This is a genomic window from Acidovorax sp. KKS102 (assembly GCF_000302535.1).
GTDB lineage: Bacteria > Pseudomonadota > Gammaproteobacteria > Burkholderiales > Burkholderiaceae_C > Acidovorax.
Genome location: NC_018708.1, coordinates 4,422,196 through 4,436,290, shown reverse-complemented (window position 1 = coordinate 4,436,290; position 14,095 = coordinate 4,422,196). Strand labels below are relative to the sequence as shown.

14 protein-coding genes are annotated in these 14,095 nt (G+C 65.3%); 11 read left to right on the top strand and 3 right to left on the bottom strand.

The features are described 5' to 3' along the window. Positions 1-125: 125 nt before the first annotated feature. The 3 genes from C380_RS20310 (at position 126) to C380_RS20300 (ending at position 2,538) form a co-directional block, all read left to right on the top strand. Complete coding sequence (locus C380_RS20310) at positions 126-1,127, top strand: TlyA family RNA methyltransferase (protein WP_015015725.1); 1,002 nt, start codon at positions 126-128, stop codon at positions 1,125-1,127. Continuing rightward, entirely contained in the window at positions 1,124-1,975 is an 852-nt protein-coding gene (metF, locus tag C380_RS20305; protein WP_015015724.1) for a methylenetetrahydrofolate reductase [NAD(P)H], read from the top strand. Before C380_RS20310 ends, metF begins: the two co-directional genes overlap by 4 nt. A 68-nt stretch (positions 1,976-2,043) precedes the next feature. Next, positions 2,044-2,538: a septal ring lytic transglycosylase RlpA family protein gene (locus C380_RS20300; RefSeq protein ID WP_238544051.1), complete on the top strand. Its 495-nt coding sequence runs from the start codon at positions 2,044-2,046 to the stop codon at positions 2,536-2,538. Positions 2,539-2,565: 27 nt separating this feature from the next. On the opposite strand, the gene C380_RS20295 is transcribed toward C380_RS20300, so the two are convergent. Next, entirely contained in the window at positions 2,566-3,453 is an 888-nt protein-coding gene (locus tag C380_RS20295) for a 23S rRNA (adenine(2030)-N(6))-methyltransferase RlmJ (protein WP_015015722.1), read from the bottom strand. Between the two features lie 250 nt (positions 3,454-3,703). Between C380_RS20295 and C380_RS20290 the strand changes: the two genes are divergently transcribed. The 7 genes from C380_RS20290 to mdtD all read left to right on the top strand — a co-directional run bounded on the left by C380_RS20290 (position 3,704) and on the right by mdtD (position 10,071). Further along, positions 3,704-5,674 carry a serine/threonine-protein kinase gene (locus C380_RS20290; RefSeq protein ID WP_015015721.1) on the top strand — a complete coding sequence of 657 codons (1,971 nt, stop codon included), beginning with the start codon at positions 3,704-3,706 and terminating at the stop codon, positions 5,672-5,674. 181 nt (positions 5,675-5,855) lie between these two features. Next, on the top strand, positions 5,856-6,287 hold the full coding sequence (gene rplM / locus C380_RS20285; RefSeq protein ID WP_015015720.1) for a 50S ribosomal protein L13: 432 nt from the start codon (positions 5,856-5,858) through the stop codon (positions 6,285-6,287). Positions 6,288-6,298: 11 nt separating this feature from the next. Beyond that, positions 6,299-6,691, top strand: coding sequence for a 30S ribosomal protein S9 (rpsI, locus tag C380_RS20280; RefSeq protein ID WP_015015719.1), 393 nt, complete (start codon positions 6,299-6,301; stop codon positions 6,689-6,691). 159 nt (positions 6,692-6,850) lie between these two features. Further along, on the top strand, positions 6,851-7,561 hold the full coding sequence (locus C380_RS20275) for a DUF6776 family protein (RefSeq protein ID WP_043566953.1): 711 nt from the start codon (positions 6,851-6,853) through the stop codon (positions 7,559-7,561). 154 nt (positions 7,562-7,715) lie between these two features. Next, entirely contained in the window at positions 7,716-8,114 is a 399-nt protein-coding gene (locus C380_RS20270; RefSeq protein ID WP_015015717.1) for a polymer-forming cytoskeletal protein, read from the top strand. A 60-nt stretch (positions 8,115-8,174) separates the two neighbouring features. Beyond that, on the top strand, positions 8,175-8,540 hold the full coding sequence (gene erpA, locus C380_RS20265; protein WP_008907234.1) for an iron-sulfur cluster insertion protein ErpA: 366 nt from the start codon (positions 8,175-8,177) through the stop codon (positions 8,538-8,540). 109 nt (positions 8,541-8,649) lie between these two features. Then, positions 8,650-10,071 carry a multidrug transporter subunit MdtD gene (gene mdtD / locus C380_RS20260; protein WP_015015716.1) on the top strand — a complete coding sequence of 474 codons (1,422 nt, stop codon included), beginning with the start codon at positions 8,650-8,652 and terminating at the stop codon, positions 10,069-10,071. Positions 10,072-10,103: 32 nt separating this feature from the next. On the opposite strand, the gene C380_RS20255 is transcribed toward mdtD, so the two are convergent. Then, positions 10,104-11,213, bottom strand: a complete 1,110-nt coding sequence (locus C380_RS20255) for an anhydro-N-acetylmuramic acid kinase (protein WP_015015715.1) — start codon at positions 11,211-11,213, stop codon at positions 10,104-10,106. Positions 11,214-11,250: 37 nt separating this feature from the next. After that, positions 11,251-12,621, bottom strand: coding sequence for a M23 family metallopeptidase (locus tag C380_RS20250; RefSeq protein WP_015015714.1), 1,371 nt, complete (start codon positions 12,619-12,621; stop codon positions 11,251-11,253). Between the two features lie 204 nt (positions 12,622-12,825). On the opposite strand from C380_RS20250, the gene tyrS reads away from it, so the two are divergent. Next, positions 12,826-14,058, top strand: a complete 1,233-nt coding sequence (tyrS, locus tag C380_RS20245) for a tyrosine--tRNA ligase (RefSeq protein ID WP_015015713.1) — start codon at positions 12,826-12,828, stop codon at positions 14,056-14,058. Positions 14,059-14,095 lie beyond the last annotated feature (37 nt).

The window sequence follows — 14,095 nt, the reverse complement described above, 5'->3', positions numbered from 1 at the left end:
GGGGGGCGCGCACGGTGGTGTGGCGCCGTGATGCTGAGCAATGCCTGATTGCTCATAAATTGATAGCTGCTGGCGCTTGATTCACTAGCGCTACCAGCCGATTTGACTCAAAAAGGATGGGCGCGATGCGCGCAGATGTGTTTTTGGTGGAGCGTGGCCATGCCGCCACGCGCTCGCAGGCGCAGCGCCTGATCGCTTCGGGGGTGGAGTGGCGCTTGACGCCCTTGTCGCCCTGGAACAAGGTGGCCAAGAACGGGGATGACATCCCGTCCGTGGCCGAGGTAAGGCTGCTGGACGATGCCGAGGCCAAATACATCTCGCGTGGCGGGCTCAAGCTCGAAGGCGCCTTGCAGGCCACGGGCCTGGACGTGAAGGGCCTGCGCTGCCTGGATGTGGGGCAGAGCACCGGTGGCTTCACGGACTGCCTGTTGCAACATGGCGCGGCCCAGGTGGTGGGTGTGGATGTGGGGCATGGCCAGTTGCATGAGCGCCTGCGTGACGATGTGCGCGTGGTGGGCGTGGAAGGGATCAATGCCCGCGCCATGACGGCCCAGTCGTTGCTCGAAGGCTGTGAAGCGGCCTTGTCCGAAGAGCTGGTGCAAGACCATGAAGACAACGACACCCAGCCGGTCGCTCCTTACAGCTGGATGCGCAACGGCGGTCTGGTCGATGAAGAATACGACGACAGCGACGATGCCAAAGAGCAAGACGTAGAAGCCTTCAAAGCCGAGCGCGCCGCCAAGGCCCGCGCGCGGGCCGAGGGTACTTTGCCGGTGGTGCGCCAGCGCCGAGCGGGGCGAGAGGATGTGCAGGTCACGCCCGTGTTTGACCTGGTGACGGGTGACCTGTCATTCATCTCGCTCACCCTGGTGCTGCCTGCGCTGGTGCCGTTGCTCGCGCCGCAGGGTGACCTGGTCATGCTGGTCAAGCCCCAGTTTGAATTGCAGCCGGGGCAGGTGGGCAAGGGCGGCATCGTGCGCGACGAGTCCCTGTATGCGGTGGTGGAACAGCGCATCCGCGACTGCTGCGTAGCGCTGGGCCTGGAAGTGCGGGCGTGGATCGACAGCCCGATCCAGGGCGGTGATGGCAATCGAGAGTTTTTTGTACACGCAAGGAGAGCCGCATGAATGCAGCCCACGCGCAAGGCACCGGGTTTCCGGTGAGTTTCGAGTTTTTCCCGCCCAAGACGCCTGAAGGCGCCGACAAGCTGCGCGTGGCGCGCCAGCAGCTGTATGCACTGCATCCAGACTTCTGTTCGGTGACCTACGGCGCAGGGGGCTCCACGCAAGAAGGCACGTTCGGCACGGTGCGCGAGATCCTGTCCGAAGGCGTGGGCGCTGCGTCGCACTTTTCGTGCATCGGGGCCACGCGCCAGTCGGTGCGCGAGCAGCTGGCCACGCTCAAGGCCATGGGCGTCAAGCGCCTGGTGGCACTGCGCGGCGACCTGCCCAGCGGCTACGGCGCGGGCGGCGAGTTCCAGTACGCCAGCGACCTGGTGGCCTTCATCCGCGCCGAAACGGGTCGGGACTTCCACATCGAGGTGGCGGCCTATCCCGAGGTGCATCCCCAGGCCAAGTCGCCCGAGGCGGACCTGCAGGCCTACGTGACCAAGGTGCGGGCGGGGGCGGACTCTGCCATCACCCAGTATTTCTACAACAGCGATGCGTATTTCCGCTTTGTGGAAGACGCGCACCGCCTGGGCGCTGATGTGCCGGTGGTGCCGGGCATCATGCCCATTTCCAGCTCCACGCAGCTGATGCGGTTCTCGGACGCCTGCGGTGCCGAGATTCCGCGCTGGATCCGCCTGCGCCTGCAGTCGTTTGGGGACGACACCGCCAGCATCAAGGCGTTTGGCCTGGATGTGGTGACCGACCTGTGCGACCAGCTGCGCACGGCCGGCGTGCCCGCGCTGCACTTCTACACCATGAACCAAAGCGCCGCGACGCTGGAGATCTGTCGCCGGCTGGGGATCTGATGGTGGGGGGCGAGCAGCCACCTGGCTCTTGTCGCCGCGTGGCCCGGTGTGTGCCGCTGCGGCAGCTGATGGGTCTGTGGTTGCTGTGCAGCGGCCTCGCGGTTGCGCACGCCCAGGGGCTGCAGGCAGAGCCGGACGCGCTGGCCCCCAACCTGCTGTCCGTACCGGGGGAGGCGATGCTGATCGATCCTCCGGCCAAACCGGAACCCAGCACTCCCGGCGGGTCGCCGCTCAGCCTGGAGGCGGACGAGGTGGGGTTGGCCTCGTGGTACGGGGCGCAGTTCCACCGGCGACGTACCGCCAGCGGGGAGCTGTTCGACATGCGTGCGCTCACGGCGGCACACCCCACACTTCCCTTTGGCTCCCGCGTGTGTGTGCGCAGTCAGGCCACGGGGCGTACGGTGATCGTGCGCATCAACGACCGCGGGCCCCACACCCGCAACCGGGTGATCGACCTGAGCCGGGGCGCCGCCGAGGCGTTGGGCATGGTGGGCCTGGGGCTCAAGCCGGTGGAGCTGTTCGCCCTGCAGGACGACGACAAGGATTGTCCGGCGGCACCTTGACGCCAGGCAGAGTACCGGAAGGGGCGGTCAGCCGCCCGATTCCAGCGTGTGGGTGGCGTGTTTGTCCTGTGCTAGCAGCTCGGCCATCTGGGGCAGGGCGTCTTTAAGCGCGGCCTTGAGGGTGTAGGGCGGGTTGATCAGGAACATGCCGCTGGCCGGCAGGCCGGGGCGTTTGGTATCGCCCGTGACGGTTTCCGTGATCTTGCTCGACTTGACGGTGAGCGTGGCGTGCAGCCAGCTCTTGCCCGCCTTGGTGGCCAGTGTCTTCAGGCGGCGGGGCAGGTCGTGGGCTTCGGGGCGCGGGATGATGGGGTACCAGAACGCATAGGTGCCCGTGGCAAAACGCTTGAGCGAATCGGCCGCCATGTCGAGCACCTTGGCGTAGTCGCTCTTGATTTCATAGCTGGGATCGCACAGCACCAGTGCGCGACGGGCCGGTGGAGGCAAAAACTTCTTGATGCCCTCAAAGCCGTCTTCGTGCAGCACCGCCACCTGGCGGCCTGCCTCCAGCTGGGCCACGTTGCCGGCCAGCGCGCGCAGGTCGGTGGGGTGCAGCTCAAACAGCTTGAGCTTGTCGTGGCTACGCAGCAGGCGCTGGGTGATGAAGGGTGAGCCGGGGTACACGCGCAGCGCCTTGCCCTGGTTGAAGTCGCCCACCATGTCCACGTAGGCCTGCAGGGCTGGGGTGAGGGCAGGCGTGGTTGGTGCAAAAAGCCGGGCCACGCCGTCGGCGGCTTCGCCGCTGGTGCTGGCATAGTCCCCGTCCAGCCGGTACAGGCCTGCGCCTGCATGGGTGTCCAGCACGGTCAGCGCCGCGTCTTTCTCGGTAAGGTGTTGCAAGGCAGCAATCAAAACGGTGTGCTTGAGCACATCGGCATGGTTGCCTGCGTGGAAGGCGTGGCGATAACTGAACATGACCCAATGGTAACGAGTGTGTTGTGCGCCGGGCAGCGCCCTTGTCCGGGCGCGGCACAATCGGGGGCCTTGTGGTGGCTGGGGACGTGATGTTTTTGGCAGACAGGCCGTCCTTTGTTAGCCATTTGTTGCCAAATCCGGTGCGGCCATGCCTCATGATCGCGCCTGCGGTGGGGTCCGCTTTCCGCCGTTGCGCTTGTTGTCCCATTGATTTGCCTGTGAAATTGCCAGCCCGCCCCGTCTTCTGACCATGACCGAAAGCTCCAGCACAGCCCCCGCCAGCGGTGTCAGCCATATCGATGCGCTGCCCCCTGGCACACGCCTAGCGGAGTTCGAGATCCTGGGTTTGCTGGGGGTGGGCGGTTTTGGCATGGTCTACAAGGCGTTTGACCATTCCCTGCACCGGGCGGTGGCCATCAAGGAGTACATGCCCTCGGCGCTGGTTGGTCGCGCTGAGGGGCAGTCGCTGTGGGTGCGATCGTCTTCTGACCAGCAGACCTTTAAGGCCGGTTTGCTCTCATTTGTGAATGAGGCGCGGCTGCTGGCGCAGTTCGACCACCCCTCGCTGGTCAAGGTGTTCCGCTTCTGGGAGGCCAACAATACGGCCTACATGGTCATGCCGCTGTATTCGGGCATGACGTTCAAGCAGGCCCGCGCCCAGATGCGCACGCCCCCGCCCGAGGCCTGGCTGCGCAAGCTGCTGTGGTCGGTGCTGGATGCGCTGCGTGTGCTGCACGACGGCAACACGCTGCACCGCGACATCTCGCCAGACAACATCTTCCTGCAGGACAACGGCCCGCCGGTGCTGCTGGACCTGGGTGCCGCCCGGCATGCCATCAATGACCAGGACCGCAAACACACGGCCGTGCTCAAGGTGAATTACGCGCCCATCGAGCAGTATTCCGACGGCGACGAGGAGCTGCGCCAAGGGCCTTGGAGCGATCTGTACTCCCTGGCAGCGGTCATGCACGGCTGTCTGGCCAACGACACGCCCCTGCCTGCCACGCTGCGCTCCATCCGCGACCGCATGGTTTCGTTCTCCCGCATTGCCAAAACCGTCAAGCGGCAGTTTGGTGTGGAGTATTCGGCGCCGTTTGTTGCTGCGATATCGCAGTCCCTGGCCCTGCGGCCCGAGGACCGGCCGCAGAGCATCGATGCCTTTCTCCAGACCATGGAGATGACCTCGGCGCCGGACGATGTGCAGCACTTCGACTTTCGGGCGGAATTGGGCGACATCTGGGTGGAGCCCGCCGACCAGCCTGGCCCGGGGCTGCCCACGCCCACCGTGGATGTGATCTCTGCCCCGGGCATCGTGGCCGAGATCCAGGCGCAGGCCCAGCGCGCGGAAGCGGCCGCAGCGGCACCGTCCCCGGTGCAGGCGGGCCGCCCCGGCGATGACTTTGGCGCGGACACGGTCATGCTGGCCGGTCCTGACACGGTGGCGGCCGATGCGGGCGACACGGTGTTCATCGACGCTGGCGACACCGTGGTCGCTGAGGACGATTCCCGCTTTGAGGACCTGCCGCACCACCGCTCGCCAGGCGCCAGCGGGTCGCGCGCGGTGGAGCGGCGGTCCGCACCCCTGGAGCGGGATCTGGTGCGTGGTCACGGCAAGCCCGCTCCCTCGTCACGGCGCTCGCCCCTGGTGGCCGGCATTGTGGTGGCGGCACTGGTGGCCGTGGTTGCTGGAGGCGCTTGGCGCTGGAGCCAAAGCAGCAAACCGCCGCGCGATGACATCATCACCGAGATGGCCGAGCCGCCAGCGGCAGGGGCTGCGTCAGCGGCCGCGCTGGTGGACGTCAGCGCTCCTGGGACCGCTGGCGCAGACGCAGCGGCCGCGGCCTCGGAAGGCGCTGGCACGCCGGCCGACACGGCTTCTGCCGCAGCCGCTGTTCCCGCCTTTGTGGTCGCCTCGGCGCCCAAGTCCTCCGCCCGTGTCACCAAGCGTGTGACTGCCGAGCCGGCCCCCACCCCCATCGTGGTGCACGAAGAGCCGGTGCCTGCGCCGCCCCCCGTGGTGGCCGAACCCAAGCCCCGTCCTGCGCCGCCACCCCGCCTGCCTTCGCCGCAGGAGGTGTGCGCTGACGCCAATTTCCTGGCCCGCCCCATGTGTATCCACCAGGAGTGCCAGAAACCGTCCCAGGCCAACCAAGCCATTTGCGTGGAGAACCGCCGCCGGTACGAAGCCGAAGAGCAGCGCCGCCGCCAGACGCCCAACTGACCGCTTTGGGGCTTGGACTGCCGCCCACTTGCGCGGCGACCGGGCTCTTTCGTATAATGGAAGGCTTCGCAGCGCTTTTGCGGTCCCGCGGCGAAGACTGTTTGCCACCTAAGAGGCTTCCTTCAGAGAAGCACCGACCGTGGAAAAGGACCCGCCAAACCCCTCTTTCAAGAGAAAACTCATGACAACTACTTTCAGCGCAAAGCCCGCTGAGGTCGTGCACGAGTGGTTTGTGATTGACGCGACCAACAAGGTCCTCGGACGAGTAGCCAGCGAAGTTGCTCTCCGTTTGCGCGGCAAACACAAGGCCATTTACACGCCTCACGTCGATACCGGTGACTTCATCGTCGTTATCAACGCAGCCCAACTCAAGGTCACCGGCACCAAGTCCCTGGACAAGGTGTACTACCGTCACTCGGGTTACCCCGGCGGTATCACGGCCACGAACTTCCGCGACATGCAAGCCAAGCACCCCGGCCGCGCGCTGGAAAAGGCTGTCAAGGGCATGCTGCCCAAGGGCCCCCTTGGCTACGCGATGATCAAGAAACTCAAGGTGTACGGTGGTGCTGAGCATCCACACACCGCCCAGCAGCCCAAAGTGCTGGAAATCTAAGGAGCCTTGAGATGATTGGTGAATGGAACAATGGCACCGGCCGTCGCAAGTCCAGCGTCGCCCGCGTGTTTCTGAAAAAAGGCTCCGGCAAGATCACTGTGAATGGCAAAGACATTCAGCAGTACTTCGGCCGTGAAACCTCGATCATGATTGCCAAGCAACCGCTGGCGTTGACCAACCATGTCGAAAGCTTCGACATCCAGATCAACGTGCACGGTGGCGGTGAATCCGGCCAGGCTGGCGCTGCCCGCCACGGCATCACCCGTGCCCTGATCGATTACGACGCATCCCTGAAGTCCGTCTTGAGCCAAGCCGGCTTCGTGACCCGTGATGCACGCGAAGTCGAACGTAAGAAGGTCGGTCTGCATTCCGCACGCCGCGCCAAGCAGTTCTCCAAGCGTTAAGCATTGGGCCCTGCCGGATGCTGCTCTGGGCAGCATCCACTGCAAAGTGCTCCCTGCGAGTGCTTTACAGAGAAAAACCGCCTTCGGGCGGTTTTTTCGTTTATGGTGCGCTCTTTTCTTTTTTGGGGGAGCGCCTTCCCGGGCCTGCCCGTCGAGCCCATGCGCTTTCGCCTGCTTCGCCGTCGGTTGACCATCAGCGCCCCCCGCGTGGCCATCCGCAGCGCCTTGCCCTGGCCCTTTCGCTGGCTGGCCCTGGCCGTGGTCATGGGTTTTTGCGCCGCCGTAGCGTTGTGGGCCTTCGAGTTCGGCAAGTCCATTGCCGGAATTGATACCGTGTCGCGCGATGAAGTGGTTCAGATGAGGGCAGAGATCAGCCGCCTGCGCGAAGAGGGCCAGGAGCGCCAGACGGTGGCGTTGACCGCCGAAAGTTTGCTGGCCACCGAGCGTGCCGCCAAGGAAAGCCTGATGGCACAGGTACGCCAGCTTGAAGCCGACAACCGCACGCTGCGCGAGGACCTGGGCTTCTTCGAAAAGCTGATCCCTGCCGCCAAGACCGATGGGCTGGCCATTCGCGCGCTGCAGGCGGAGGTGCTGGGCGGGATGCAACTGCGCTGGCAGGTGCTGGTCATCCAGGCGGCCCGCAATGCACCCGAGTTCAACGGGCGCCTGGAACTGGTGCTGGCGGGCACGCTGGACGGCAAACCGTGGACACAGACCCAGCCTCCCCAGGGCCAGCCGCTGCAGGTCAAGCAGTACCGCCGCATCGAGGGGGTGCTCGATCTGCCCCCCCAGGCCGTGGTAAAAACCGTGACCGCGCGCGTGCTGGAGGGCGCCACCGTACGCACCAGCCAGACCATGGCCGTCGAATAGTGCGGGCGGACGGTGGATGCGCTGATCTGGTTTCGATGCCCTCGCCCAGGCAACCTACGCAGCAGCCGCTGCCCACAACCTGCCGATTGGCTGGCACGTTTTCCATTCGCAAGCGGGCTTTTGTACCGCCTGCTCCTTCAGGAGTCTTCCGACCATGTTCTCGCGCAAAAAGCAGCCACCCATCAAAAGCCTGGTGGCACAGGGCACCAAGATCGAAGGCAATGTGCATTTTGCCGAGGGCATGCGCATTGATGGCGATGTGGTCGGCGATATCCGGGCGGCCGCGGACCAGCCCAGCATCCTGGTGATCTCCGAAACCGCGCGGGTCGAGGGCGCGGTGCATGCCGACCACGTGATCATCAACGGCCAGGTGCAGGGCCCCGTGCATGCGGGCGAACTGCTGGAGCTGCAGCCCAAGGCGCAGATCACCGGCAATGTGCATTACAAGGCGCTGGAGATGCACCAGGGGGCCGTGATTGCGGGGCAGTTGATCCCCACGGCGGTGCTGGTGGAGGAAAAGCCCCCACTGAAGTTAGCGTCAAACAGCCAGTGATCTGAATTCCCGAGAGGTTTGCAGTAGTATTCCCTGCAAACCCTGAACCCGGAGTACCCCATGAGCGCAGTTGCCGAAAACATCCAGACCGAAATGCCCGCCCCCATTCTGTTCACCGACAGCGCGGCGGCCAAGGTGGCGGACCTGATTGCCGAAGAAGGCAACCCCGACCTGAAGCTGCGGGTGTTTGTCCAAGGCGGCGGCTGCTCCGGCTTCCAGTATGGTTTCACTTTTGATGAAATCACCAACGAAGACGACACCACCATGACCAAGAACGGTGTGTCGCTGCTCATCGATGCCATGAGCTACCAGTACCTGGTGGGCGCCGAGATCGACTACAAGGAAGACCTGCAAGGCGCGCAGTTCGTGATCAAGAACCCCAACGCCACGACCACCTGCGGCTGCGGCTCCAGCTTCTCGGCTTGAAGATCGTTGTGCCAGGCAAAGACCTGCACCCCCGCTGCTGACTGAATGAACCGCCTTCGGGCGGTTTTTTCATGGGGCCGCTTGTTTCGTTTGGAAAGCTCTGCAACCCATGCATCAGGAACCCTCCCAGAAAGTGCTGCTGTGGCTGGTGGCCGTCGGCTTCTTCATGCAGACGCTGGACGCCACCATCGTCAACACCGCGCTGCCCGCCATGGCGCAGAGCCTGGGCGAGAGCCCGCTGCGCATGCAGTCGGTGGTTGTTGCGTACTCGCTGGCCATGGCGATGCTGATTCCGGCATCGGGCTGGGTGGCCGACCGGTTTGGTGCGCGCCGGGTGTACTTTCTGGCCATCGTGTTTTTTGTGGCGGGCTCGGTGTTTTGTGCGCTGTCGCACAGCCTGACCCAGTTGGTGGCCGCCCGGGTGCTCCAGGGGCTGGGGGGCGCGCTGCTGCTACCGGTGGGGCGCTTGGTGGTGTTGCGCACCTTCCCGCGCGAGAAGTTCTTGCAGGCCATGAGTTTTGTGGCGATCCCCGGGCTGATCGGTCCGCTGATCGGACCGACCCTGGGCGGCTGGCTGGTCGAGGTGGCTTCCTGGCACTGGATCTTTCTGATCAACGTGCCGGTGGGGCTGGTGGGCTGTGCCGCCACCATGCGCTACATGCCCGGGGTGGCTGCGCCGACGGTGGCACGGTTTGACCTGGCGGGCTATCTGATGCTCGCCTTTGGCATGGTGGCGCTGTCGCTGGCGCTGGATGGCTTGGCCAGCCTGGGGTTGCGGCAGGCGAGTGTGCTGGTGCTCATGATCTTCGGGCTGGCCAGCCTGGTGGCCTACTGGCTGCACGCGGCGCGGCGGCCTGACCCGCTGTTTTCGCCCCGGCTGTTCTCGGTGGACACCTTGCGTATCGGGCTGCTGGGCAATCTGTTTGCGCGGCTGGGCAGCTCGTGCATGCCGTTCCTGATTCCGTTGCTGCTGCAGGTCACCATGGGCTATTCGCCGCTGCAGGCGGGCATGATGATGCTGCCCGTGGCGGTGGCGGGCATGTCCATGAAGCGGTTCACCACCACGCTGATCACCCGCTTTGGCTACCGCCAGGTGCTGGTGGGCAACACGCTGCTGGTGGGGGTGACCATGGCCAGTTTCGGGCTGGCGGCGCCCTCGCAACCGCTGTGGGTGCATGTGGTGCAGCTGGCGGTGTTTGGGGCGGTGAACTCGCTGCAGTTCACGGCCATGAACACCGTGACCCTGAAGGACCTGGGGCACGACATGGCCAGCAGCGGCAACAGCCTGCTGTCGATGGTGCAGATGGTGGCCATGGGCATGGGGGTGGCTGCGGCGGGGGCCGTGTTGGCGGCGTTCACCGATTTCTTCCAGCCTTCGGGCACAGCGCAGACCCTGCAAGCCTTTCAGGCCACGTTTGCCTGCATGGGGCTGATCACGGTGGCATCGGCCGGTATCTTCTGGCAACTGTCGCCGCAAGACCGGTCCGGCACCCAGGCAGGCGCCTCGGTCGATGCCGGGGACCACGGCTGATCGCCCTGCCCAGTGCTGCGTGAGCCGACGAATCAGGCCGGGTACACCGCGCCCAGCACGCGAGGGCCCGCGGCGCCCGTCACGCTGGGCAGGTTGCCTGGCGCTCCCTGCAGCGCTTGGCGCGCCAGCCAGGCAAACGCGGCGGCCTCCACCTGCAGGGCAGGCAGGCCCAGCGCATCGGTGGCCACTACCCGCAGGGACGGGCAGGCGGCCTGCAGCCGCTGCATGAGCTGGCCATTGAGCGCGCCACCACCGCATACGGCCAGGGTTTTGCTATTGTTTAGATAGCTATTGGCGCATATTGCACTAGCGCTTGCGGTGAATTCGGTCAATGTAGCCTGCACATCGGCCGCAGCGGCCTGCGCAAAGGGCTGCAGGTGTGCGGCCAGCCAGGCGGGGTTGAACAGGTCGCGCCCTGTGCTCTTGGGGGGCGCCTTGTGCAAATAGGGCTCCTGCAGCAACGCGGCCAGCAGGCCCGGCAGCACCTGTCCGGTGGCGGCCCAGGCGCCGTCCTTGTCAAACGGCTGGCCCGTGTGCTGCTGGCACCAGTGGTCCATCAGGGCGTTGCCCGGGCCGCAGTCGAAGCCCAGCACACTGCCATCTGCCCCCAGCACGCTGAGGTTGGAGATGCCGCCAATGTTCAGCACCAGCACCGTCTCGTCCGGCCGGCCGAACACGCCCTGGTGAAAGGCGGGCACCAGCGGCGCACCCTGGCCGCCTGCAGCCACATCGCGGCTGCGCAGGTCGGCCACTACGGTGATGCCTGTCAGCTCGGCCAGCAGGGCGGGGTTGCCCAACTGCAGGGTGTAGCCTGTGCCGTCAAATTCCTGGGGGCGATGGCGCACCGTCTGCCCGTGGGCGCCTATCGCTCGGATGGCGCTTGCCGGGTGGCCGCTGCGCTGCAGCAGGGTGTGCACCACCTCGGCATAGGCTCGGGATAGCGCATTGTCTGCGAGGGCTGCGCGGTGCAGCTCGTTGTCGCCGGGGGTATTGAGGGCCAGTAGCTCGGCGCGCAGTGCGGGGGCAAAGGCGGCGCTGGCGTGGTGCGTGACCTGCAGGCGCGGGCCTGAGAAATCGGCCAGCACCCCATCGATCCCGTCGAGCGAGGTGCCCGACATCAGGCCGATGTACAGATCGGACATGGCCTGCCGGGTGGGGGGCGTCGTTGGTAAGCCGGGATCAGTCTGCGCTGGCCTGCTCGATGAGCGCGGCCGCGTTCAGCTGAACGCGCATGTTGGCAGCGAGGCGGTCAAACGCAGGGCGGGCGGCTGCAGACACCGGTGCGGCGGCTTCGCTCTGGGCGACGATGGTCATCGGGTCCTGGTGCACGCCATTGACGCGGAACTCGAAGTGCAGGTGCGGGCCGGTGGCCCAGCCGGTGGCGCCCACGGCGCCCAGCGTCTGGCCCTGTTCGACCGACTGGCCCTGGCGCACGTCGATGCGGCTCAGGTGGGCATACACCGTGACATGCTGGTTGCGGTGCTTGACGAACACCACGTTGCCGTAGCCGTTCTGCACACCCGCAAACTCCACCACGCCATCACCCACGGTGCGCACGGCGGTGCCTGTGGGGGCTGCAAAGTCGGTGCCCAGGTGGGCGCGCCAGGTTTGCAGGATGGGGTGCAGGCGCATCTTGAAGCCGCTGGTCACGCGCGAGAACTCGACGGGCGAGGTCAGGTAGGCGCGGCGCATGCTTTCACCGTCCAGCGTGTAGTAGGCGCCCTTGGCGGCGTTGGGCTCCTGGAACCAGATGGCCTGGTGGGTCTTGCCGTTGTTGACGAACTCGGCGCTCAGCACGCGGCCGCTGGACAGAGGCTCGCCGTCGGCTTCCAGGGTTTCGTACACCACCGAGAAGCGGTCGCCCTTGCGCAGCGAGCGCCGGAAGTCGATGTTGCCCGAGAACAGTTCGGCCACCTGCACGGCCACGGCATCGGGGATGTTCGACGCGTCGGTGGCGGCAAACAGCGAACTGTGGATGATGCCGCCCGCCAGACGGCTGTTGGTCGTCATCTTGGCGGTTTCGATGCGGGTCGCAAACTTGTTGTCGCCCGTGCGTTCGACGATCAGGCGGCGGAAGTTGCCGCTGTCGTCCGGCACCCAGCGCACCGTCAGGCGAATCAGGCGGTGGTCGTCGGTGGTTTCGGCTGACACGATGCGGCCGGTGCGGCCCAGCACGTTCTGGCGCACCGGTGTGTCGCTGCGCATGAAGGCAGCGGCGGCCGGGTCGGCCACGCCCATGCGCTGCAGCAGCGACTCGGGGGTGTCGCTGCTGCGCACCTGTTCGGAGCGGAACAGCGAAAAGCTGGGAGCGTCGAGCTGGCCCAACACCATGTTCTCGGCCAGCGACTCGACCGGGTAGTTCACCATGCGCACCGGCAGCTCGGCCGGATCGGGTGCAAAGGAGGCCACGGCAAATGCGCCGCCACCACCCGTCAGCAGGATGGCTGCGACGGCGGCGGTGATGCGTTTGGGATGTTGCTGGATTGTGCGGGACAGCCGGTCAAGCAAAGCGATGCTGGCGGTGCGGACCGTCGTGAGGCCGTGAATCAAAGGTCTATCCCCAGGGTGATTGCGGTTCCGTGGCACACCCCCGGTGCGTATGCGGGGCGGGGCCAGGAGCACAGACTGTCAGGCTGCAGCCATTCGACAGGTTGATGAAAAACAGGTCGAAACGGCGGGCCCACTAGAATCCGCCTCTGCAATGTGGGCTGAAGTATAGCGGTGCATGCTGTCTAGACATCCCAAAAAACCCTTATGAATCAATCTGCTGTTACAACAACCCCGGTCTCTGATGGTGTAAGACAAGCCCTCGAAATCTCGCTGCGCGGTGTGCAAGAGCTGCTGCCACAGGACGAATGGGTCAAGAAGCTGGTGCGCTCGGAGGCCACCGGCCAGCCGCTGCGCATCAAGCTGGGCCTGGACCCCACGGCCCCCGACATCCACATCGGCCACACGGTGGTGCTGAACAAGATGCGGCAATTGCAAGATCTGGGCCACCAGGTCATCTTTCTGATCGGCGACTTCACCAGCCTGATTGGCGACCCCTCGGGCCGCAACAGCACCCGCCCGCCGCTCACGCCCGAGCAGATCAAGGTGAATGCTGAGACTTACTACAAGCAGGCCAGCATGGTGCTGGACCCGGCAAAAACCGAGATTCGCTACAACAGCGAGTGGAGCGAGCCCCTGGGTGCGAGCGGCATGATCCAGCTGGCTTCCCGCTACACCGTGGCCCGGATGATGGAGCGCGACGACTTCCACAAGCGCTTCACCACCGGCCAGTCCATCGCGGTGCATGAGTTCCTGTACCCGCTGATGCAGGGCTACGACTCGGTGGCGTTGAAGAGCGACCTGGAACTGGGCGGCACCGACCAGAAGTTCAACCTGCTCATGGGCCGCCACCTGCAGCAGGAATACGGCCAGGAGCCGCAGTGTGTGCTCACCATGCCGCTGCTGGTGGGCCTGGATGGCGTGGACAAGATGTCCAAGTCCAAGAACAACTACATCGGCATTGCCGAGGACGCCAACACCATGTTCGCCAAGGTGCTGTCGATCAGCGACACCCTGATGTGGGACTGGTTCACCCTGCTGTCGTTCAAGAGCCTGGCCGAGATCGCCGCGCTCAAGGCCGAGGTGGAAGGCGGGCGCAACCCCAAGGACGCCAAGGTCATGCTGGCCAAGGAGATCACCACGCGCTTCCACAGTGCTGCCGCCGCCGACGCGGCGGAGCAGGACTTCATCAACCGCAGCAAGGGCGGCGTGCCCGATGAGATCCCTGAGGTGAGCCTGTCGGGCGCACCGCTGGGCATCGGCGCACTGCTCAAGCAGGCCAACCTGGCCCCCTCGACCAGCGAGGCCAACCGCCTGATCGACGGCGGCGGCGTGCGCGTGGAAGGCAGCGTGGTCAGCGACAAGGGCCTGAAGCTGGCCGCCGGCACCTACGTGGTGCAGGTGGGCAAGCGCAAGTTTGCACGGGTAACGTTGGCCTGATTTGGGGTTAAAACAGCCGCAAGTGCTAGAAAAATAT

Coding starts and splice junctions, on each gene's coding strand:
- C380_RS20310 (WP_015015725.1), top strand. CDS start 126: ATGCGCGCAGATGTGTTTTTGGTGGAGCGTGGCCATGCCGCCACGCGC.
- metF (WP_015015724.1), top strand. CDS start 1,124: ATGAATGCAGCCCACGCGCAAGGCACCGGGTTTCCGGTGAGTTTCGAG.
- C380_RS20300 (WP_238544051.1), top strand. CDS start 2,044: ATGGGTCTGTGGTTGCTGTGCAGCGGCCTCGCGGTTGCGCACGCCCAG.
- C380_RS20295 (WP_015015722.1), bottom strand. CDS start 3,453: ATGTTCAGTTATCGCCACGCCTTCCACGCAGGCAACCATGCCGATGTG.
- C380_RS20290 (WP_015015721.1), top strand. CDS start 3,704: ATGACCGAAAGCTCCAGCACAGCCCCCGCCAGCGGTGTCAGCCATATC.
- rplM (WP_015015720.1), top strand. CDS start 5,856: ATGACAACTACTTTCAGCGCAAAGCCCGCTGAGGTCGTGCACGAGTGG.
- rpsI (WP_015015719.1), top strand. CDS start 6,299: ATGATTGGTGAATGGAACAATGGCACCGGCCGTCGCAAGTCCAGCGTC.
- C380_RS20275 (WP_043566953.1), top strand. CDS start 6,851: ATGCGCTTTCGCCTGCTTCGCCGTCGGTTGACCATCAGCGCCCCCCGC.
- C380_RS20270 (WP_015015717.1), top strand. CDS start 7,716: ATGTTCTCGCGCAAAAAGCAGCCACCCATCAAAAGCCTGGTGGCACAG.
- erpA (WP_008907234.1), top strand. CDS start 8,175: ATGAGCGCAGTTGCCGAAAACATCCAGACCGAAATGCCCGCCCCCATT.
- mdtD (WP_015015716.1), top strand. CDS start 8,650: ATGCATCAGGAACCCTCCCAGAAAGTGCTGCTGTGGCTGGTGGCCGTC.
- C380_RS20255 (WP_015015715.1), bottom strand. CDS start 11,213: ATGTCCGATCTGTACATCGGCCTGATGTCGGGCACCTCGCTCGACGGG.
- tyrS (WP_015015713.1), top strand. CDS start 12,826: ATGAATCAATCTGCTGTTACAACAACCCCGGTCTCTGATGGTGTAAGA.